This is a genomic window from Rhizobium sp. Root1204, from assembly GCF_001424965.1.
Classification (GTDB): domain Bacteria; phylum Pseudomonadota; class Alphaproteobacteria; order Rhizobiales; family Rhizobiaceae; genus Pararhizobium.
Genome location: NZ_LMCZ01000034.1, coordinates 26,511 through 46,132 on the forward strand (window position 1 = coordinate 26,511; position 19,622 = coordinate 46,132).

Here is a 19,622-nt window from a genome sequence, read left to right on the forward strand (position 1 = left end):
GGGATCCGTACGGCAGACAAGCGCCGCGCCTTGAACAGACGCGGCGCCCGGTAATTGTTAAGCCCGAAGATGCGAGAACCGGTGCCGGAGTCTCGGGTTTCTGCTAGTAGATCACCACACTGCGGATGCTCTTGCCTTCGTGCATCAGGTCGAAACCCTTGTTGATGTCTTCCAGACCCATTGTGTGGGTGATCATCGGGTCGATCTGGATCTTGCCTTCCATGTACCACTCGACGATTTTCGGCACATCGGTGCGGCCGCGCGCGCCGCCAAAGGCAGTCCCCATCCAGTTGCGGCCGGTGACCAGCTGGAACGGACGGGTGGAGATTTCCTGGCCGGCACCGGCAACGCCGATGATGACCGATTTTCCCCAGCCGCGATGCGAGGATTCCAGTGCCTGGCGCATGACTTTGGTATTTCCGGTGCAGTCGAACGTGTAGTCCGCGCCGCCGATCGTGTCGCCGTTGCGCTTGGTCAGGTTGACCAGATAGGGAACGATATCATCGCCGACTTCCTTCGGATTGACGAAATGCGTCATGCCGAACTTTTCGCCCCAGGCCTTGCGGTCATTGTTGATATCGACGCCGATGATCATGTCGGCACCGGCAAGGCGCAGGCCCTGCAGCACGTTGAGACCAATGCCGCCGAGACCGAAGACGATGGCCGTCGAGCCGATCTCGACCTTGGCCGTGTTGATGACGGCACCGATGCCGGTGGTGACGCCGCAGCCGATATAGCAGATCTTGTCGAACGGCGCGTCGGGATTGACCTTGGCCAGTGCGATCTCCGGCAGAACCGTGAAATTGGCGAAGGTCGAGCAGCCCATATAGTGGAAGATCTTGTCCTTACCGATGGAAAAGCGGCTCGTGCCGTCCGGCATCAGGCCCTGTCCCTGGGTTGAGCGAATCGACGTGCACAGGTTGGTCTTGCGCGACAGGCAGGAATAGCACTCGCGGCATTCCGGCGTGTACAGCGGAATGACGTGGTCGCCTTTCTTCAGCGATGTGACGCCCGGGCCGACATCGACGACGATACCTGCACCCTCATGGCCGAGAATGGCTGGAAACAGGCCTTCCGGATCCGCACCTGATAGCGTGAATTCGTCCGTATGGCAGATGCCGGTCGCCTTGACCTCGACCAGCACTTCGCCGGCGCGCGGGCCGTCGAGTTGAACGGTCATGATTTCGAGTGGCTTGCCTGCCTGCACGGCAACAGCGGCGCGTACGTCCATGAGTATCGTCTCCCTGAAATGAATTCTCGCCACAATCGCAGAGTGGCTGGTGGCGCTCAAGCCGGAATCGGCCGAGAATCGGTCGTGAAATATTACATGTCCTGTAGGACGCGGTTGATCTCCATCTCAAGGGCGGAGATCGCCTTTCCCGTTTGTTCGTGCAGTTTCTTCACTTGCGCCAGCTGATCGCGCAGCTGGCCGGACACCGTGTTCGAAAGATCGTCCTTCGGCGCTTCGCCAATGCCGGCGATCAACCAGGCCGGTGTGACCCCAAGGACGCCGGCCAGCATGAACAGCCGGTTCGTGCGGGGCTCGGACCGGTCACGCTCCCAGGCGGAGATTGTATCGCTGCGGACGCCGAGCTGGTTGGCAAGATCTTTCACCGAGAGGTTCATCGCATCGCGCGCCCGCCAGATGCGGCCTCCCAGCGTGTCGTTGTCGCTTGGCCTGCGTAACATTGCCATGGCGGTTTCGGTCGATAGACGCATCGGTCTCTCCTTGTGCCTTTTGGGCCGGGATGGGTCGAGTTCCGGAGCGGCCGCGAATGCGGTCGAAGACTTCAAGCTTGCAATTTATAGGGTCTGCGGCGAGATTGGACACCCCTCCACGTCAAAAATGCCGCCAAATGCGTCTTCCGTGCGTTCCATCCCGCACGGCGCCAACAATGGGACTTCGAGCTTGAGCGTTTCCACATCCACAGCCGCCGCGCCCAGCCATACCGTCATGCAAGGCCTGGTGATCATGCTGGTGGCGATGATCATCCTGCCATGCATGGATGCGATCGCCAAATATATGGCGGTCTATCAAGGCATGTCGCCGGCGCAGGTGACGTTCTACCGGTTCTTCTTCCAACTGGTCTCGATCCTGCCGATGCTTCTGTCGGCCGGTGGCCTGCGGGCATTGAGGCCGAAGCGCCTCTGGTTCAACCTTTTGCGCGGCGTGCTGTTGGCCGGTGCCGCACTGTTGTTTTTCGTTTCGGTCAAATACATGCCGCTGGCCGATGTCTTCGCCATCTATTTCGTCGAACCGTTCATCCTCACGTGCCTTTCGGCCCTGATCCTGCGTGAAAAGGTCGGCTGGCGGCGCTGGCTCGCCATCTTCATCGGTTTTGGAGGGGCGATGATCGTCATTCAGCCGAGTTTCGAAATCTTCGGGCTGAAGTCGTTGATGCCGGTTTTCTGCGCCTTCCTGTTTGCCTGCTATCTGCTGCTCAACCGGGTGGTCGGCAATGCCGATACGCCTTTGACGATGCAGACCATTGCCGGCATCGGCGGGTCGCTGTTCATGATGGTCGTCATCGCGGTCGGCTACAGCGCAGGATCAGCGGATTTCGTGCCATCCTTGCCACACTCGACGCTGGGCTGGGTTCTGGTCATCGCGCTCGGTACCATCTCCGGTTATGGCCATCTTCTGGTGGTCAAGGCATTCCAGGCAGCTCCCGTCTCGCTGCTGGCCCCGTTTCATTATCTGGAGATCATCACCGGCACCGCGCTGGGGTTCCTGATTTTCGGCGAATTCCCGACACTGTCGAAATGGCTGGGCATCGCCATCATTGTCGGTTCCGGCCTGTTCATGATCTGGCGCGAGCGGCGGGCCGGATTAATGGTAAAAATTGACTGAATCCCGCAAGCCTCTGCTAACGCTCATTCTTTCCAGATTGGAAACGGGCACGGTCTACGTTTAGTCCAGTTTCATGATGAAACGGGAGAGAAACGATGGGTGAACTTCGTCTTTCTTATCCGGCATGTGTCATCGCCGGGAAGACGCGCTTGACGGTCGATGATATCGCCATTCTGCGTGAGCATGTTTTCGTTCCAGGAATTACCGCATCGCAGGATGCGGTAATTCTCCTGGCGATCAACGGCTCGTGCAGCGAAAAATGCCCGGAATGGCGCCATTATTTCATCGATGCCCTGACGGAATTCATTGTCCATACCCGTTACCCGCAAGGCGCCATGGATGAGTGGAATGCCGATTGGCTGATTGCGATGATCTCGACGCGCGGCGTGGTCAATTCGCGGATCGAGCTCGATCTGTTGTTTCACATCATCGACATCGCCGCGCACATTCCCGACAGCCTGTCCATATTTGCTCTGGAACAGATACGCATGGCGATGGCCGAGGATACGGGGGCCTGGGCGAGCTTGCGCGGCACCCGGAAAAATGGCCTACAAAAGGCTGACGTTCTGCTGATTACCCGGGTCATGAGCGCCATTGCCCGCTCGCGTGGCAGCCAGTTGACGGCACGCGAGCGCAGGATGCTGGATGAGATCGGTATCCTGACGGGCGTATCGGCCAGTCGTGTCGAAGCCGCATAGCCACTGAAACGTGGAGAGGCCGGTGGGGTGCGGCTTCCCGCACGATTTGTTCATGCTCTGCGGCTAGCGTTCGGCTGACCATCAAGGGGAGAGCACATATGGCGACGCATGCACCGGCGATCGCGCTGCTTGTCATCAATGTCGGGCTGCTATGGCTTCTGCTGGCGGTGCCGCTTGGATTGCGCACGCTGCGTGTGCAGGCAACGTTCCGGGCGGGGCGGGCCAAGGTCTGGAACGCGATCTTTCCGCTTGGAACTTCCGCCAACTGGCACCATTCCGTTCTGGCCAGCCAAAAGGAAGCACCCAACCGGGTCCGCCAAACCTACACCCATCTTGATCGTCATGGACAGCCGATCGTCCGGTCGATGGAAGTTACCGAAACACGGGCTGGAACCGAATATGACGCTCGTGTGCTCGATGACAGCGCACTCGACCCGGTATTCTGGAAGGATTTTCACGAGCGCCGGCGGCTCGTCGAGGATGGCGACGGGGTTCATCTGACCATCGAACAGACGGATCGTTATCGTGGCCTGGCGTTTCTGATCTTTCGCTTCTTTGCCTTGCGGCGCGAGGTTAAGGCGTTGCAGCAATGGCTCGATACCGGGCAGAGCAGGCCGGCTCGCGCCGTTTTCGAGCACCCACTTGTCCAATGCGGGCTGGCGATTGTATCGACGCTGCTTCTGTGGCCGTTCTTCGGTCTTACCCGCAACGGCCTGTTGCTATCGACGCTTTTGACGCTGGTCATCGTGCTGCACGAACTGGGACATATGGCTGCCTACCGGGCTTTCGGACATAAATCGGTGCGTATGATCTTTGTGCCGCTGTTGGGTGGGGTGGCGATCGGCGGCAGACCCTACAATTCGCTTTTCGAGGTCGCCACCTGCGCCCTGATGGGGGCGGGCATGTCGGCTTTTCTCATTCCGGGTGCCATCCTTCTATACGAAGCAGCCGGCAATGACGTGTTCGGCTCGGGAACGGCGGTTCTGATTTTCCTGCTGATTCTCGGCGCTTTCAACCTGCTCAATCTCTTGCCGATGAACCGGTTCGATGGCGGTCAGGTCCTGCGCCAGGTTTTCCATTCACATGCTGGCCGGGTAGCGGGAAGCTTCCTCATCACTCTGATCATTGCCGGTGTCGGCTGGCGTATCGGCCTTTCAACACCGGCACTGCTGGCCGGGCTCGCGGTCTTTGGCCTGCTGAGCATGATGGGGAGCGGCGGCGTCAAACCGCGCCACCGGCTGGACGAGATGACAAGTGGCCAGCGGATTCTCAGTGGCCTGGGGCTTTATTCTGCCGTGGCCCTGCACGGTTATGCCATCGTCTATGCAACGGACCGGCTGTTTTCCTGATCGTCCTGTGGACAGCCGGCGTCATTGACGGCCGGGCCAAAAATATCTTCGAATGCCTGACGAAGCTTGATGTCGACATCGGTCATCATCACCGGCAGGCCGAGATCGACCAGGCTGGTGACGCCATAACCGCGAATGCCGCAGGGCACGATTCCGTCGAAATGCTCAAGATCAGGGTCGACGTTCAACGACATGCCATGAAAGCTCACCCAACGGCGCAGGCGAATGCCGATCGCGGCAATCTTGTCTTCGGCCATCGAGCCGTCGGGCAGGGCAGGCCGTTCCGGACGCCGGACCCAGACGCCGACACGGTCCTCGCGCCGCTCGCCCCGGACATTCATACTGGCCAGCGTTTCGATCACCAGGCTTTCGAGAGCGGCGACGAAGGCGCGAACATCCTGCTTGCGCCGTTTCAGATCGAGCATGACGTAAACGACGCGCTGGCCCGGGCCATGATAGGTATATTCGCCGCCGCGACCGGTCTGAAAAACCGGAAAGCGGCCGGGCATGACCAGATCGGCGGAATCGGCGCTGGTTCCGGCTGTATAGAGCGGCGGATGTTCGACGAGCCAGACAAGTTCGTCCGCTTCGCCGGCCGCGATCGCGGCTGCTTCGCGCTCCATCGTCTCGATTGCATCTTCATATTCGACCGGTGAGGGCGCGATTCTCCACCGCACCGGCGGACAGTCATCGGCTGCGAAGAATGTTTTTTCCAGATTTTCGCGCTGCATGGTCAAAGCAATCCCGTTGATTTGCTTTTCTAAATGGTACGCCGGAGGGCAAGAGTCCAGCATTCTCAGGGGGCCGTGAAAAGGCCTGTTGAAATAGTTGATGTTGCCGTCAATTTTCTGTCATCCTGCCCTTGTGCACCCCAAATGCTTTTGCTACATGCACCCCCGTCGCCGCAAGACGACACCTACCACGATGCGGTCGTGGCGGAATTGGTAGACGCGCAGCGTTGAGGTCGCTGTGGGGCAACCCGTGGAAGTTCGAGTCTTCTCGACCGCACCAACTAAAACCCGCTTCGGCGGGTTTTTTGTTGCCTTATCGCAAGTTGGCATGTGAAGGCTTCGTCAGCATCCGCGCTTCACAAACAGACGAGGCTGCGGTGGAAAGCAAAGAGCCCGCCGTTCGTCCGTTTACAATCCGCCATTATCATTCAGCCTGAAATCTTCCGCTCTGCGTCTTGAAATGATTTTGAGCGAGCGATCCGGCTGTATCTGATAGGTCTCGCTCCAGTAGTTGCCCCGCTGGTCGTGGAAGGTGTGACTGAACGTGCTGCCGGCTGGCGACTTCGTCAATTTGGTGCGTGGCTGGCCGTTATAGGTGATGCTGCCAGGGATCGGCTCAACCTCCACAGCAGTGCAGGAGGCAAGCAGTACCGCTGCCACCATTATCATGCCCCATCTCATTGCAGGCCTCCTCCTATCGTTCTGCCTTATTTTATACTCCGCTAATTAAATCGCGCCAGCGTGAAATCGAACGCTGGGATCCAGTCGCGCATCTGTGTGTCTGTCTCGCTTGAGGCAACGCTTGATTGCCAATGGGCATAGTCGAAGCGCGACCTGTACCAGACACCCGCTTTGTACTCCGGCACATCTCAGTGTTGCGTTCAAGAATCAGCCGCCTTCTCCTGCTTGGCGAAACGCTTGATCGCTCTGTCGCGTTTCAGGCGCGACAATCTCTGAAGCCAGAATATGCCGTCGAGTTGATCGATCTCGTGCTGGAGGCAGATGGACAGGAGGCCATCGGCCTGGTCTTCCTTCACCTCGCCAAGTAACGTTTGATAGCGGACACGGACCTGGCTCGGCCGGATCACGTCTTCGCTGATGCCCGGCATGGAGACGCTGCCTTCGGCATGCGATACCGTTTCAGCCGATGACCCTGTGATTTCCGGATTGACGTAGATTCTAGCGCCGGACTGAGCGTCGAGTTCAATCACCGTCAAGCGTTGCAGCACGCCGACATGCGGCGCCGTGATGCCGATACCGGGGGCTGCCCGCATGGTGTCGAAAAGGTCTGACGCCAGTGCTGCAAGCTCCGTGCCGAATTGCACCACCGGGCTGGCTGGCACGGATAGAAGCGGATGGGGAAAACGCAGGATCGGTCTTCGGGGCAAGGGCAGGCTCCATGGTTTTTCGCTTCGCCAGAGCTAAACATTTCATATGATTTTGCAACAGCTTGCACAAAAACAGCAGCAGGACCGAATTGTCAGGGCATCGGGTTGTGGACCTCCCGGGTTTGTTGGGTTAGCAGAGACAGGCGGTTTGCTTTTTCAAGGTCACCGCGACCACCGGTCTATGACATTGCCTTCCTGCTCCCGCCCGGTTTTATGCCGGCGCCTTGGATGGCTGCAAATCTTTTGAGGCGGGCACATGAGCAGTACCGGCGACCAGGACAAGGACCGTAATCCCTTAGAAGCCGATGTCTATGATGGCTCCGATATTTACGGCGAAGACGGGTCGGTGCGCTCCGACTATCTGATGCATGTCGGTGCCGCCATTGCCGATCGTGATCTTCTTTATCTGCGCCAGCACGTCGCAAGGCTGCACGCGTCCGAAATGGGCGACCTTCTGGAGGTCATCCAGCCGGAGCAGCGCCGGGCGCTGGTGTCGCTTCTGGGCGACGATTTCGACCTTTCGGCGCTGACCGAGGTCGATGAGGCGATCCGCCTCGATATCGTCGAGCACCTGCCCAACGAGCAGATCGCCGCCGCCCTTGGCGAAATGGATTCCGATGATGCGGTCTACATTCTGGAAGACCTCGATCAGGAGGACCAGGAAGAGATCCTGTCGAAGCTGCCGTTTACCGAGCGGGTGCGGCTGAGACGGTCTCTTGATTATCCCGAAAGCACGGCCGGCCGCCGCATGCAGACGGAATTCGTCGCGGTGCCGCCGTTCTGGACGGTCGGCCAGACTATCGACTACATGCGCGAAGACGAAAACCTTCCGGAGAGCTTTACCCAGATCTTCGTCATCGATCCGACGTTCAAGCTGCTGGGGGCGCTTGATCTCGACCGCGTGCTGCGCACCAAACGCTCGGTCAAGATCGAGACGATCATGCGCGAAACCAACCACCCGGTGCCGGCCGAGATGGACCAGGAAGAGGCTGCCCAGCTGTTCGAGCAGTACGATCTTCTTTCCGCGGCGGTGGTCGATGAGAACAACCGGCTGGTCGGGGTTTTGACCATCGATGATGTCGTTGACGTCATCCAGGAAGAAGCCGAAGAGGACCTGATGCGCCTTGGTGGCGTCGGCGACGAAGAACTGTCTGATTCGATCGGCAGCGCGTCGCGCTCGCGCGTCCCGTGGTTGATGGTCAATCTCTTCACCGCATTTCTGGCTGCATCGGTCATCGGCCTGTTTGAGGCGACAATCCAGCAGATCGTTGCCCTTGCCGTATTGATGCCGATCGTTGCCGGCATGGGCGGCAATGCCGGTTCGCAGACGATGACGGTGACGGTGCGTGCGCTTGCCACACGCGATCTTGATATTCACAATGCCTGGCGCGTCGTTCGCCGCGAGGCCGGGGTCGGCCTTTTCAACGGCATGCTGTTTGGCATTCTGATCGGCGTTGTCGCCGGCGCCTGGTTCCAGGATTACAATATCGGCGGTATCATCGCGGCTGCGATGCTGATCAATATGATTGCCGCGGCACTTGCCGGCATCATGATTCCGTTGCTGCTTGACCGCTTCGGCGCCGATCCGGCCGTCTCCTCGGCCGTTTTCGTCACGACAGTCACTGACGTCACCGGCTTCTTCGCCTTCCTGGGGCTGGCGACGTGGTGGTTTCGGGTTGGTTGACGCCACGTGAAAATTTGACTTTTACGTCAAAGTCAATCAATCTGCCTTTTGGACATCGGTGCCGCTTCATTTCAGGCAGAGTTCCGGTGCGACACTTCAATCGCAGCAGTATTATCCGGCGCATGTCGCCTGATTGTCCCGCTTGCGGTGTAGGGCGAGGCAGGCGTGAACAAGTATTATACCATTACAGAGCTGACACGGGAATTCGGGGTTTCCACCCGCACCCTGCGCTTCTACGAGGACGAGGGGCTGATCCACCCGGAGCGGCGGGGCCGGACCCGATTGTTCCGTTCGGCAGATCGCCGCCTGATCATGGAAATCCTGCGCGGCCGCCGTATCGGCTTCACCATCGCTGAAATCCGCGAAATTATCCAGGTCTACCGGGATCCGCCGGGCGAGGCTGGTCAATTGCGCCTGCTGATGAAGCGTGTCGAGGAAAAGCGCGAAGAACTCAATCAGAAGCGCAAGGACATCGAGGAAACGCTGGAGGAACTCGGCAATGTCGAGGAAGCCTGTCTGACCCGGCTCGCCGAAATCGGCGTCGGAACCTGAGCGGTCAAATCCACCGGCTGGTGGTGCGGCAGTAGCGTTCGAACTCGAAGCCGAAGCGCGACAGCAGATGGCGTTCTTCGTTGCGGATGGCAAACATCGTCATGAGCGCAACAGCAACAATTGCCATAATGAAAAACCAGGGATTGAGTGTGATCAGCCCGAAACCGACCATCATCAATGTGTAGCCGAGATAGATCGGATTACGGGTGAAATAGTAAGGTCCGCAGGTGACCAGATGCGAGGAACAGCGATGCGGCAGAACCGCTGTTCGCCGTTCGATCAGCGTCTTCACCGCCCAGGCGTCCAGGCAGGCCGCAACAGCGATCAGCGCGCAGCCAGACAGCCAGGGAAACCAACCATGGTCGTGGACAATCGCAATCGGCAGCATCCGCCCCAAGGCGACCGCTCCCGCAAAGGCTGCCATATAGAGAAATGGTGGCCAGGGGTAGGTCAGCGGCTTGGCGCGATAGGCGTTCATATCCTATTCCTTGGGTTGTGACTCCATGGTGCATTGACCGGCGATTCGCGCAATACGCTCATCCGTCTTGACGTCGATTTTGCCTTCGTTCAGCGGTGCGAAGAGGTTTTCTTCCATCAGTTTGTCCAGCGTGCAGCTGCAGAAGGTGGTGCAGAGCGCCGCACTTTCCTGCAGGCTGCAGGAGGCGACGCAATTGTTCTGATAGGTCTCCACCGGGTCGGGTTTGGCCGCCGGGAAACCCAGCGCATAGACATAGACCAGCGCAAACAACAGCGGCTGGTGCACGAGGTAGATGATCAGGCTGTGACGGCCAGCTGCGGTCAGGATCCTCTTCCACCGGGCGCTGCCATCGGTGCGCAGTTTTTCGAACCACCCGAAGCTCAGCGCAATGCGCGCGAATGCGATACCGGTGAGGAACGGTGCCAGCCAGGGAAGCAGCGGCACGTAATCGTTCGAGCGTGGCAGGGTTTCCGACAGCCCGACCCACCAGAGCGCCGGCGTGTCGAAAACGGGTGACCGCAGGTAGAACGGTGCGGCAAAGGCGGCAGCGGCCACCAGAAGCGTCAGGATCGTCGGCAGGCGCAGGAAAAGCAGGCCGATGACGCTTGCTGCCGCAATTGCATGCAGGATGCCGAAGAAGATGAAGCCATCGGGAAAGGCAAACCAGGTGGCGATGGTGATAACCAGCGCAGCAGCAGCGATCTTGGCAAAGCGGATGGCGAAGGACCGGGGTTTGAAGACCGGATAGTGGCCGAGCACAAGCCCGAGGCCCGCCAGAAACAGGAAGCTGCTGGCGATCATCCTTGCGTAGATCTTGAATGCGCCGGTGCCGACCGTGCCTGGATCGAGATAGCCGAAATATTCCAGATCCCAGGAGAAGTGATAGGTCGCCATTGCAATCAATGCAAACCCGCGCAGCGCATCGATCGCCCAGATGCGGCCTCGCTTTTCAGCGGCCACCGGCGGTGCCGTCCCGTTGTCGGTTTCGGTGACTGCGTTGGGTATCGACATGGCTCTATCTTTTCGAATGGCGTGATTATCGCGCGGCGAGCTTGCGTCAGGCGCAACGCGTCACATGGCTTGCCGCCCGAGACTTTCAGGGGTTTGTGTCGTCAAGAAGGGCTTCGCGCGCTTCCGAATAGAATTGGCGGCGGGCCAGGACGAAAATGACGAAGATTGTCAGCGCAATGAAGACATAAGGGCTGATGAACCAGCCGAGATAGCCAATCGACAGGAAGACGCTGCGCAGCCCGGCATTGAAATTCTTGGCGGCCAGAATGTTCATCTTCACGGCCCGTTCGGCCGCACGCTCTGCACCGGCCCGGTCCTGTATCAGGTCGGACATCATCGGGATGCTGCCGACGAGAATGGAGCAATAGTTGAACAGGCGGTAGGACCAGGCAAACTTGAAGAAAGAATAGGCAAACAGGCAGGCAAGACCGCCGACTTTCAGCTCGAAGGCCGTGCGCCCGCCCTGGAAGACATAAGGCAGGTCGCCCATGATCGCCTGGACCTGATCCGTGGCGCCCAGAAGAGCAAAGCAGCCACCCAGCGCAAAGATCGTCGTCGAGGCGAAGAATGCGGTCCCCGCCTGTAATCCGGCGACGATCTGGGTATCGATCATCTTCAAGTCGCGGTTAAGGGAGTTCATCAGCCAGCGCCGCCTGTTGTCCATCATCAGACGCGTCAGCGAGATGCGCTTGAGATGCACCTTGCCGTCCGTGGCCCAGTTGTAGCTGGTCCACAGCAGCGCGAAAACGGTCAGTGCGATATAGTCGACGATTGTCATGGCTCGTTTTTGGCATGCTTTGCCGAAATTGCAAGGTATCGCGAAAGTTTACCCAGCACCTTGAAATCGATGGCTGGGCATGGCGAATTATGAAGGAGGAATCGTGCTACAGCCACCCGGCCGCCGTTCGTGTCGCACGCACGGAAGCGGATGTCGGTTGATCGCCTGATGGCAGGCACAGGATGGCCTAGTTTTGATGCAATGATCGTGGTCCGGCAATCTTGTCCGGTCCAGCAGTCCCCGGGCGGAGTTCGCATGTTTCTTTCGGTTTTTGATGTCTTCAAGATTGGTATCGGCCCCTCCAGTTCGCACACGATGGGACCGATGTCGGCGGCAAACCGCTTTCTCGATCTGATCCTGTCGAGCGACTGGCCGCGCCCGGCCAATGCCACCATCACTTCCATCAAGTCGAGCCTGCACGGGTCGCTCGCCTTTACCGGCATCGGCCATGGAACGGGCAGGGCGGTGATCCTTGGCCTGATGGGCGAGCGTCCGGACCGCGTCGACCCCGACCGGATGGATCCGATCATTGAGGAAGTCGAGCGCACCGGGCGCATCACCCCGGCCGGGCATCCGTCCTATGAGTTCCAGCCGAAGACAGATCTTGTCTTCGACAAGAAGGTACCGCTGCCCGGTCATGCCAATGGTATGTCCTTTTCTGCGTTCGACAAGGATGGCCGCCTGTTGTTGAAGCGCGTCTATTATTCCATCGGCGGCGGCTTCGTCGTCACCGATACCGAGTTGGAGGCCATGAAGGCCAGCAAGACCAAGCCCGGCGGCGTCAAGGTTCCCTATCCTTTCTCGACGGCAAAGCAGATGCTTGATATGGCGCGGCATTCCGGCCTGTCTATTGCCCAGATGAAGCGGGCGAACGAGGAATGTTCGATGCCCGCCGAAGAACTCGACGAAGGCCTCGACCGGATCTGGGCGGCGATGAAAAGCTGTATCGATCGTGGCCTGACCGGGTCCGGCATCCTTCCTGGCGGCTTGAAAGTCCGCCGCCGCGCCGGCATGATCCATGACAAGCTGCAGGACGAATGGCGCTCCAACAAGATCAACCCCTTGCTCGCCAACGACTGGCTGAGTGTCTACGCCATGGCGGTGAACGAGGAAAACGCCGCCGGCGGTCGCGTCGTCACCTCGCCGACCAACGGTGCCGCCGGTGTGGTGCCTGCAACGATCCGCTACTATCTGCATTTTCACGAGGATGCCGATCATCACGGCATCCGCGACTATCTGCTGACGGCGGCGGCGATCGGCGGCATCATCAAGTTCAACGCATCCATTTCCGGTGCCGAAGTCGGCTGTCAGGGCGAGGTCGGTTCGGCCTCGGCGATGGCGGCAGCGGGCCTTGCCGCCGTCATGGGCGGCACCCCGGAGCAGATCGAGAATGCGGCGGAAATCGCGCTGGAGCACCATCTTGGCATGACCTGCGATCCCATCGCCGGTCTCGTCCAGGTTCCGTGTATCGAGCGCAATGCGCTGGGCGCGGTCAAGGCGGTCACGGCTGCTTCACTGGCGATCAAGGGCGACGGCCAGCATTTCGTGCCGCTCGACGCCTGCATCGAGACGATGCGCCAGACCGGTGTCGATATGCACGATAAATACAAGGAAACGTCGACAGGCGGCCTTGCCGTCAACGTTGTCGAGTGCTGACGGGCACGCACCTGTGGAGCGGGGCAGAACGGGCTTGACCGCGACCGCTGTGCGGGTATTCAACTCCGGCCATGGCCTTGCATCTTATCAAGCTCTGCGTCGGCGCAGAATCGATCGATGACCTTCGCGAATGGGTGTCGCGCAAGGCAGCCGTGGCGGTTGCCGCGGGTCTCGAACCACATTCCTATCATACGACACGCATGGTGCCGAAGCGTGTCGAAGAATTGCTGGAAGGCGGATCGCTCTATTGGGTGATCAAGGGGCAGGTGCAGGCCCGCCAGCGGCTGACCGGCATCGAAACCTTCACCGACGGCGAGGGGATCGGCCGCTGCAACCTGATCCTCGGCCCTGACGTCGTCGAAACGGCCTATCAGCCCCGTCGTGCTTTTCAGGGCTGGCGTTATCTTCAGGACAATGAGGCGCCGCGCGATCTGGCGGCGTTGGGCGTCGGTGCCGAAGAATTGCCGCTGGAACTGCGCCGCGAACTGGCCGAACTGGGCCTTCTCTAAAAGCTGACATCAAAATGCGAAAAGCCCGGCAAAACCGGGCTTTGATCGTTATTCCATGCCGTTTTACCGGATCCGCAGCCGGATCGGGTAGCGTCCCGAGGGCGAGGTCACGTGCACGTGGATCTGTGCATCTGGCTGTGTCGAGCGCCATGCCCGTGCCCCGTGCGTCAGAAGCAGTGTCACCAGATCCTTGGTCTTCGACCGGGGGCGGCTGCCGAGTTCGGCGATCCGCATGGCGGCTTCGTGCAAGGGGTGCAGGCCGGAGCGCGGCGATTTCCGCTTTTTGTCCGGTGCGGGCGTCATGCCCGATCCATTCTCATTCATTCCCATAACTAACCTCGTTACGCAAAACCAAATCCGAGGAGGACCAGCGGTAAACACAACACGCCGCTGATCGAAACTGTGTGATATCGTTACTGGGCGCTTGCCCAGCAGGCGAAGCCCTTGCTTTTCAAAGTCTTGCAGGCAGAAACCGCCTTGTTCTGGTCCGAGAAGCCGCCGAAGCGTGCCCGGTAGAGCTGGCTGTCACCACTGGCGAATGCCACCGTGAACGGGGTTGCGCCGCGCAGAGCCTTGCCGCCCTTGTCCTTGGCATTATCGAGCAATGTCATGGCCTGGGCTTTGTCCGGTGTCGCACCGATCTGGATTACCCAGCCGGCCGGTACATTGTCGGCAACGGCAGCTGTTTCAGCGGCGGGCTTGGCAACCGAATTGGTGATCTGGTTGTCGACATCGGCAGCCGGAACCGGAGCCGCCTTGGCGAGCTTGCGGCTCTGCGCTTCCAGCGTGTTCGGCATGACTTTCTGGGTCAGCAGCGGGTTGGCGCTGGCCTTGACCGGCGCTGCATAGGCAACTTCGATGCTCTTGGTGGTCTCGCCGCTGTAGCGGAAATCCGGAACCGGACCGTTGCTCGGGAGGTTGAAGCTGCCACCGGTCGCGGCAACAGCGGTTTCGACCGGCTGTGCGACAGCCTGAGCCGTCTGCATGGTCGGTGCATCAGCCGTTTCGGCAACGAGATTGCCACCGCCGCGGCGCGACGCTGCCGGCATGTATTTGGCCACGAGGGCGCGCATCTGCGCGTCACGGGCACCACCGGACTTGCCGCCCATGACGACGCCGACAATGCTGCGGCCGTCAGCCTGGGCTGAGGTTACCAGATTAAAGCCGGCAGCCCGCGTATAGCCGGTCTTGATGCCATCGACACCGCGGACATTGCCAAGCAGGCGATTGTGATTGCCGATCGTCTGCTTGCCGAAGCGGAAGCTGCGGGTCGAAAAATAGGAATAATACTGCGGAAAATGCTGGCGAAGCGCCATGCCGAGCCGCGCCTGATCGCGCGCTGTCGTCATCTGCGCGTCGTTCGGCAGGCCGTTGGCGTTGCGATAAGTGGTGCGGGTCATGCCGAGCGCACGCGCCTTGTTGGTCATGATCCGGGCAAAGCGCTCTTCGGAACCACCGAGCAGTTCGCCGAGTGCGGTCGATGAATCATTGGCGGAGCGTGTGACCATCGAAAGGATGGCCTGCTCGACGGTGATCGAGTTGCCGGAGCGCACGCCGAGTTTCGATGGCGGCTCGGCCGATGCGTTCTTCGAGAACGGAACGGGCGTATTCTCGTTGATTTTGCCGGCTTCCAGCGCCTCGAAGGTGAGGTAGAGCGTCATCATCTTGGTCAGCGAAGCCGGATAGCGCAGGCTGTCGGCGTTTTCGCTATACAGAACCTTGCCGGTCTTCGCATCAACGACGATACCCGCATATTGCGCGGCAAAGGCGGCGGGGATCGCCGTAAACGTAGCGGCCAGCGATACCAGCAGAACCCGGCACGCTTTCTTGAAGAATAGCGCAGGCGCGTATGGAGCGGAGCCGTTGAATATGGATTTGGACACTACACTACTCTTCATTCTATTTTCACAGATGCCGTCCGGGCGTGGCCTGCCGAAAACGACCGTTCTCGAAACTCTATCGGGATAGCGTTACCAATCGGTTTATGATGAATGATTGGTTTCTGCTGTCTGACGTCTTCTTTTGCATTTCGGTACAGTCGATCCGCTGGCCCTGAACTTCGCAAGTGAAGCTCAGGCAAGGTAAGGCAGTGACATTCAAGGGATGAGCCTATCGTTCAGGAAAGTTGCGATGGCGGTGTCGATGGCTTGCCATTGTGGCAGCAATTGGCTGGAAAAGCGGTAAAGCACAACAAGATCGCGGCCGATGTGAATATCGCGCTGGCAATCGGCGCTGGTCGACAGGGCAGGCGTTGCCGGCATCATGCAGCGAACGGCGTAGGGCGTATCGCCATCCCGGTTCGCCGTAAAAAAGACTTCCTGTCCATAGCCGGAATTTTGTTTCATTTCGTGACGCACCAGTCCAGCCGGTCCCGGCAGGATCGTACCGCTGAAAAGATGCTGGTAGATTGGCTCGATCCGTCCCGACATGTCGCGGGACATCGTGCTCTGGGAAATGTCGAGGAAAAGCAGCGATTCCGGCTTGTTGATATCGTTGAACAGGGCGCGCGTCTCGTCGGTATATCCTTGAAGTCCCGGCCAGGTCAGGTAGAGGTCGACGCGTTCGGCCCGGCCGGTCATGCGCTGCTGTTCGAAGCGGATGTAATTGGAGGCAAGCCGCAGGTGATCCTGCCCGATGAGGATATCGGCAGGTTCCGCGCTGGTCGTATGTCCGGCCAGCGCCAGATTTTCTCCATACCAGCGGCCGGCAAGGCTGATCGCAGCCGTCAAGGTTGCCAGTCCGATGACGGCAGCCGTCAGCCTGTAGACAAAGCGCGGCGAGATTAAAGGAGCATGATCATCCTGGCCGGCGGTCGCTGAATTGGCTTTCATGAATGGTCCGCGGTCTTGTCATTGTTAACAGGAAGTATCGTCGCCGGACTGGCTTGTGCCGGAATGGAGCAGGAAAGGGCGGCACGGAATTTGCTGATAGGGAGTAACAGGCTGACGCTCGCCCAACATGGTTAATTTTCGATGAATATTGCAACGATCCCCGTTCTGCTTGCTGCCGGTTTTGGAGTCTCCTTCCTTGTGCTGGATATCTGCCGCATCGCCGCGCGCCGGCACTGGCCGGTGACCGATGGGGCGTTGACCGGGCGGTTTCGGCCCTTTCCGATGTTTTTGGCGCTGTTTGCCGGGCCGGCCCTGTTTGCTGAAGCCACCTGGCGGATGCGCCTGGAAGGTACTCTATCGCCGGTCGAAATCACCGTCGCCGGCGTGATTGCCTCTGGCTGGGCCTGCTGTTACGGCCTGCTGGTGGCCCAAAGTACCTGGTTGCTGTTTCTAGATGGCCCGCTGCTGTTTTGATAATAGAAAAAGGCCGGTTCCGGGGACAGCGGAACCGGCCAGCAGGGCCTTGGTCTGGGACGGGGATTGGGGACTGACCGAAGCCCTTTTTATACGCAGCCCAGGCATCCTGAGCCGGGCTGCGTATGTCTGCTATGCCTGGCTTACTGGCTGACGCTGCCGACCGCCACGGTGCGGCCGTCCTGAAGTTTGACCCAGCGCCCGGAATGCTGTTCCGACTGGCGCTTGAGATAGGTGTATTCGGTCTCCGACCACAGCAGCACCTTGTTGCGCATGTTGTCGAGGACGAAGTCGCCACGGTCGGTCCGCACGGTGAGCACGGCATGGCCTTCGCCATTCGGCTGCAGCACGACGGTGATCAACAGGTCGGAGGGCGAAAAGCCGGCCTGGATCAGGCGCTTGCGCTTCAGAAGCACGTAGTCTTCGCAATCGCCAACCTTGTCGGGATAGGCCCAGTATTCTTCAACGCCGTAGATTTCCTTGTCGGTCAGCGGCGCCACGGATTCGTTGACGTCGTAGTTGACCTCGAGAATTTTCTTCCAGCCCTCACGCGTCAGGACCAGAGGTCCCTTCTTGTCCGGGTTGGCGCGGCATTCCTGCGGCAGGCTGCGGCAGAACTCATAATGTCCGACTGGCGGGTTGGTGGAGCCGCCGGTGATCATGTTGGCTGGCAGGGCAAAAGCCGACTGCACCGCTGCTGCAGAAAGAAACGCGCCGATGATGACGGCCTTCAGGAATGTTTTCGTTGTCATGCTTGTCTCCCCGTTCTGGAGTGACAATGACATCGAGTTTTTTATTGCTCGCGAAAATTGGAAGTAAAATAAAGTGCAAAACAAAGTGAAATGAGTAGAAAATTCAAAATAAACTTGAATAAATATTGAAATACATTTGAATCAAATACGTTTAAAATTTGAACTATTCTCACTTTGATGCGCCTGTCCTTAACAACCTGGAAACCATATATGTTACTGTAAATGCTCATATTTTTCCATTTTCACCGGTTCCGAACCCGCGGTCGCCCATGCGCTATTTGAAATTCCGCGGCGTCAGATGGGGAGGGGTGGAGATCAGTTTAGACTTGATTTACCAAAAATATCCCCGGTTTTGGTCTGGATTTGCTGCAAGCGACCGGAAATTTATTTTATATTCTGGCACGAAAAATCATGGCCGGACTTTGTTCGTCATCGAAATGGCACTGAACTGCATCCGGATTTGTATCATATTGGGTCGCATGGAACGCGAGGCGAGGCTGGCACCGTGACGAAAAACGAACTGTCGGATATTTACAGGGACTATATCGACTGCCTGAACGGGCAGGATTGGTCGAACTTGGGAAAATTTGTCGCCGATGAGGCTTGCCACAACCGCCGGCAGATCGGATTGGCGGGTTATCGCCAAATGCTTGAAGGTGATTACCGGGATATTCCCGATCTCCGGTTCAACGTTCATCTGCTCATCGCTGATCCGCCTTTTGTCGCAAGCCGGTTGGTGTTCGACTGTACGCCGGAAGCGATGTTCCTGGGGCTGCCGGTCAATGGCAGGACAATCTCGTTTGCCGAGAATGTGTTCTACGAATTTCGGGGCGGGAAGATTGCGAATGTCTGGTCGGTTATCGACAAGACGGCGATCGAAGCTCAACTCTAATCCGTTGCACCTGCCGACCGGATGCTCATCGATCACATTGTGCTCGAAAAGGTCGATCGCCCGCGAGACTTTGCCTGCGAAACCGCTGCTGAAGAGCTTTTCCGGATGCGGAAGGCTGGCGCGATGTATGGCAACCAATCGGAGCAAGAAGAAGCAAAAAGCGCCAGCCGCGCCTCGTGCGAAGGAAAAGACGAGCAAAGGGGCGCGAGACTATCGCCTCAACCTGTCTTGTTCATTGCTGGAAATATGCCGGAAGTGGTGCGCAAAAAATCACGCATGGCTTTCAAGCGAAAGCGTCCCGGCGTTAAAGAAACTCGCGCAGAGCCTCGCGCGACTGAATCCCGAGGAATTCGATCGCCACGCCTTCCTGGAAATGGCGCACGACGCGGCCCTTCATGCTGCCGAGCAGAACGGGCGTGCCGAGTGGCAGGCGGGTCTCCATGTCGACGGCGGCGCCGGACAGGGAAAGGTCGATGATCCGGCAGACATATTTGCTGCCGTCTTCCAGGGTGATTTCCGTGCGGGTCTTGCGCGGGGCCAGACGGTCGTGGCGTCGGTCTTCCGGCAGTCCCAGTTCGTGCTTGTTGGCAATCCAGGTTAGCTGAGCCGCAAGCTTTTCGCGCTTGCGGTCGGTGGCGTTGATCTGGATGACGAAGGCGTTTTCGGCAAGGCGCGAAACCGTGCCCTCCAGGCGGCCGACATGGTCGACATAAGCGATGATGCGTTCGCCGGCGCGCGGCCGTGCATCGCAAGTGAACAGCACGTCACCCGGCGACATGTCGATGGCGGTGCACTCGAATTCGTCATGGTTGGCAAGCATCAGGCGGCCTGTCAGGTTCACAGAAACACGCTGGAAAGCGCCTTCGTTGTGCTGCTTGGGGCCGGCCGTCTGCGACTGCTGAAACGAATACATGACCACACTTGTGCGATGTCCATCCAGGCCACAGCTTTAACTGCTTCCGGTTAACAGAAGGTTCTCGCGTTGCTT

Annotated in this window: 22 protein-coding genes and 1 tRNA gene; 10 read left to right on the forward strand and 13 right to left on the reverse strand. The window is 58.9% G+C overall.

The window, feature by feature from the left end; translation table 11 throughout:
- Positions 1 to 103: 103 nt before the first annotated feature.
- Entirely contained in the window at positions 104 to 1,231 is a 1,128-nt protein-coding gene (locus ASC96_RS21250) for an S-(hydroxymethyl)glutathione dehydrogenase/class III alcohol dehydrogenase (protein WP_060505099.1), read from the reverse strand.
- A 92-nt stretch (positions 1,232 to 1,323) separates the two neighbouring features.
- Positions 1,324 to 1,719, reverse strand: coding sequence for a helix-turn-helix domain-containing protein (locus tag ASC96_RS21255; protein WP_060505100.1), 396 nt, complete (start codon positions 1,717 to 1,719; stop codon positions 1,324 to 1,326).
- A 235-nt stretch (positions 1,720 to 1,954) separates the two neighbouring features.
- Here ASC96_RS21255 and ASC96_RS21260 point away from each other — a divergent pair, with 235 nt between their 5' ends.
- From ASC96_RS21260 to ASC96_RS21270, 3 genes are all read left to right on the forward strand, one after another.
- Positions 1,955 to 2,851, forward strand: a complete 897-nt coding sequence (locus tag ASC96_RS21260) for a DMT family transporter (RefSeq protein WP_060505101.1) — start codon at positions 1,955 to 1,957, stop codon at positions 2,849 to 2,851.
- A 95-nt stretch (positions 2,852 to 2,946) separates the two neighbouring features.
- Positions 2,947 to 3,549 carry a hypothetical protein gene (locus ASC96_RS21265; RefSeq protein WP_060505102.1) on the forward strand — a complete coding sequence of 201 codons (603 nt, stop codon included), beginning with the start codon at positions 2,947 to 2,949 and terminating at the stop codon, positions 3,547 to 3,549.
- A 98-nt stretch (positions 3,550 to 3,647) separates the two neighbouring features.
- Positions 3,648 to 4,898, forward strand: coding sequence for a hypothetical protein (locus ASC96_RS21270; RefSeq protein WP_060505103.1), 1,251 nt, complete (start codon positions 3,648 to 3,650; stop codon positions 4,896 to 4,898).
- Here ASC96_RS21270 and lipB read toward each other — a convergent pair.
- Complete coding sequence (gene lipB / locus ASC96_RS21275; RefSeq protein WP_060505104.1) at positions 4,871 to 5,629, reverse strand: lipoyl(octanoyl) transferase LipB; 759 nt, start codon at positions 5,627 to 5,629, stop codon at positions 4,871 to 4,873. The two genes, ASC96_RS21270 and lipB, sit on opposite strands and share 28 nt — an antisense overlap.
- A gap of 195 nt (positions 5,630 to 5,824) precedes the next feature.
- Between lipB and ASC96_RS21280 the strand changes: the two genes are divergently transcribed.
- Positions 5,825 to 5,909, forward strand: a tRNA-Leu gene (locus ASC96_RS21280).
- A 128-nt stretch (positions 5,910 to 6,037) separates the two neighbouring features.
- Here the strand turns inward: ASC96_RS21280 and ASC96_RS21285 are convergent.
- Both ASC96_RS21285 and ASC96_RS21290 read right to left on the reverse strand, forming a co-directional pair.
- Positions 6,038 to 6,310 carry a hypothetical protein gene (locus ASC96_RS21285; protein ID WP_060505105.1) on the reverse strand — a complete coding sequence of 91 codons (273 nt, stop codon included), beginning with the start codon at positions 6,308 to 6,310 and terminating at the stop codon, positions 6,038 to 6,040.
- A gap of 200 nt (positions 6,311 to 6,510) precedes the next feature.
- Complete coding sequence (locus ASC96_RS21290; protein WP_060505106.1) at positions 6,511 to 7,017, reverse strand: peptide deformylase; 507 nt, start codon at positions 7,015 to 7,017, stop codon at positions 6,511 to 6,513.
- 256 nt (positions 7,018 to 7,273) lie between these two features.
- Here ASC96_RS21290 and mgtE point away from each other — a divergent pair, with 256 nt between their 5' ends.
- Both mgtE and ASC96_RS21300 read left to right on the forward strand, forming a co-directional pair.
- Positions 7,274 to 8,701 (forward strand): magnesium transporter, encoded by a 1,428-nt coding sequence (mgtE, locus tag ASC96_RS21295; protein WP_060505107.1) that lies wholly within the window; start codon positions 7,274 to 7,276, stop codon positions 8,699 to 8,701.
- Between the two features lie 165 nt (positions 8,702 to 8,866).
- Entirely contained in the window at positions 8,867 to 9,253 is a 387-nt protein-coding gene (locus tag ASC96_RS21300; RefSeq protein WP_060505108.1) for a MerR family DNA-binding transcriptional regulator, read from the forward strand.
- 4 nt (positions 9,254 to 9,257) lie between these two features.
- Here ASC96_RS21300 and ASC96_RS21305 read toward each other — a convergent pair whose 3' ends face one another.
- The 3 genes from ASC96_RS21305 to ASC96_RS21315 all read right to left on the reverse strand — a co-directional run bounded on the left by ASC96_RS21305 (position 9,258) and on the right by ASC96_RS21315 (position 11,520).
- Positions 9,258 to 9,731 carry an isoprenylcysteine carboxylmethyltransferase family protein gene (locus ASC96_RS21305; protein WP_060505109.1) on the reverse strand — a complete coding sequence of 158 codons (474 nt, stop codon included), beginning with the start codon at positions 9,729 to 9,731 and terminating at the stop codon, positions 9,258 to 9,260.
- 3 nt (positions 9,732 to 9,734) lie between these two features.
- Positions 9,735 to 10,742, reverse strand: a complete 1,008-nt coding sequence (locus ASC96_RS21310; RefSeq protein ID WP_060505110.1) for a DUF1624 domain-containing protein — start codon at positions 10,740 to 10,742, stop codon at positions 9,735 to 9,737.
- Between the two features lie 85 nt (positions 10,743 to 10,827).
- Positions 10,828 to 11,520 (reverse strand): DUF599 family protein, encoded by a 693-nt coding sequence (locus ASC96_RS21315; RefSeq protein ID WP_060505111.1) that lies wholly within the window; start codon positions 11,518 to 11,520, stop codon positions 10,828 to 10,830.
- 255 nt (positions 11,521 to 11,775) lie between these two features.
- Here ASC96_RS21315 and ASC96_RS21320 point away from each other — a divergent pair, with 255 nt between their 5' ends.
- The gene (locus ASC96_RS21320; RefSeq protein WP_060505112.1) at positions 11,776 to 13,176 is read left to right on the forward strand and encodes an L-serine ammonia-lyase; all 1,401 of its coding nucleotides are present in this window, start codon (positions 11,776 to 11,778) and stop codon (positions 13,174 to 13,176) included.
- 71 nt (positions 13,177 to 13,247) lie between these two features.
- Positions 13,248 to 13,685: a DUF1489 family protein gene (locus ASC96_RS21325; RefSeq protein WP_060505113.1), complete on the forward strand. Its 438-nt coding sequence runs from the start codon at positions 13,248 to 13,250 to the stop codon at positions 13,683 to 13,685.
- A gap of 63 nt (positions 13,686 to 13,748) precedes the next feature.
- On the opposite strand, the gene ASC96_RS21330 is transcribed toward ASC96_RS21325, so the two are convergent.
- From ASC96_RS21330 to ASC96_RS21340, 3 genes are all read right to left on the reverse strand, one after another.
- Complete coding sequence (locus ASC96_RS21330; RefSeq protein WP_060505114.1) at positions 13,749 to 14,015, reverse strand: hypothetical protein; 267 nt, start codon at positions 14,013 to 14,015, stop codon at positions 13,749 to 13,751.
- An 83-nt stretch (positions 14,016 to 14,098) separates the two neighbouring features.
- On the reverse strand, positions 14,099 to 15,568 hold the full coding sequence (locus ASC96_RS21335; RefSeq protein WP_244482248.1) for a D-alanyl-D-alanine carboxypeptidase: 1,470 nt from the start codon (positions 15,566 to 15,568) through the stop codon (positions 14,099 to 14,101).
- Between the two features lie 213 nt (positions 15,569 to 15,781).
- Positions 15,782 to 16,516 (reverse strand): hypothetical protein, encoded by a 735-nt coding sequence (locus tag ASC96_RS21340; RefSeq protein WP_060505116.1) that lies wholly within the window; start codon positions 16,514 to 16,516, stop codon positions 15,782 to 15,784.
- A gap of 141 nt (positions 16,517 to 16,657) precedes the next feature.
- Here ASC96_RS21340 and ASC96_RS21345 point away from each other — a divergent pair, with 141 nt between their 5' ends.
- On the forward strand, positions 16,658 to 16,990 hold the full coding sequence (locus ASC96_RS21345; RefSeq protein WP_060505117.1) for a hypothetical protein: 333 nt from the start codon (positions 16,658 to 16,660) through the stop codon (positions 16,988 to 16,990).
- 143 nt (positions 16,991 to 17,133) lie between these two features.
- On the opposite strand, the gene ASC96_RS21350 is transcribed toward ASC96_RS21345, so the two are convergent.
- Positions 17,134 to 17,742, reverse strand: coding sequence for a transglutaminase-like cysteine peptidase (locus ASC96_RS21350; RefSeq protein ID WP_060505118.1), 609 nt, complete (start codon positions 17,740 to 17,742; stop codon positions 17,134 to 17,136).
- Positions 17,743 to 18,247: 505 nt separating this feature from the next.
- On the opposite strand from ASC96_RS21350, the gene ASC96_RS21360 reads away from it, so the two are divergent.
- Positions 18,248 to 18,634: an ester cyclase gene (locus tag ASC96_RS21360; protein WP_060505614.1), complete on the forward strand. Its 387-nt coding sequence runs from the start codon at positions 18,248 to 18,250 to the stop codon at positions 18,632 to 18,634.
- 304 nt (positions 18,635 to 18,938) lie between these two features.
- Here the strand turns inward: ASC96_RS21360 and ASC96_RS21365 are convergent, their stop codons facing one another.
- On the reverse strand, positions 18,939 to 19,547 hold the full coding sequence (locus ASC96_RS21365) for a PilZ domain-containing protein (RefSeq protein ID WP_060505120.1): 609 nt from the start codon (positions 19,545 to 19,547) through the stop codon (positions 18,939 to 18,941).
- Positions 19,548 to 19,622 lie beyond the last annotated feature (75 nt).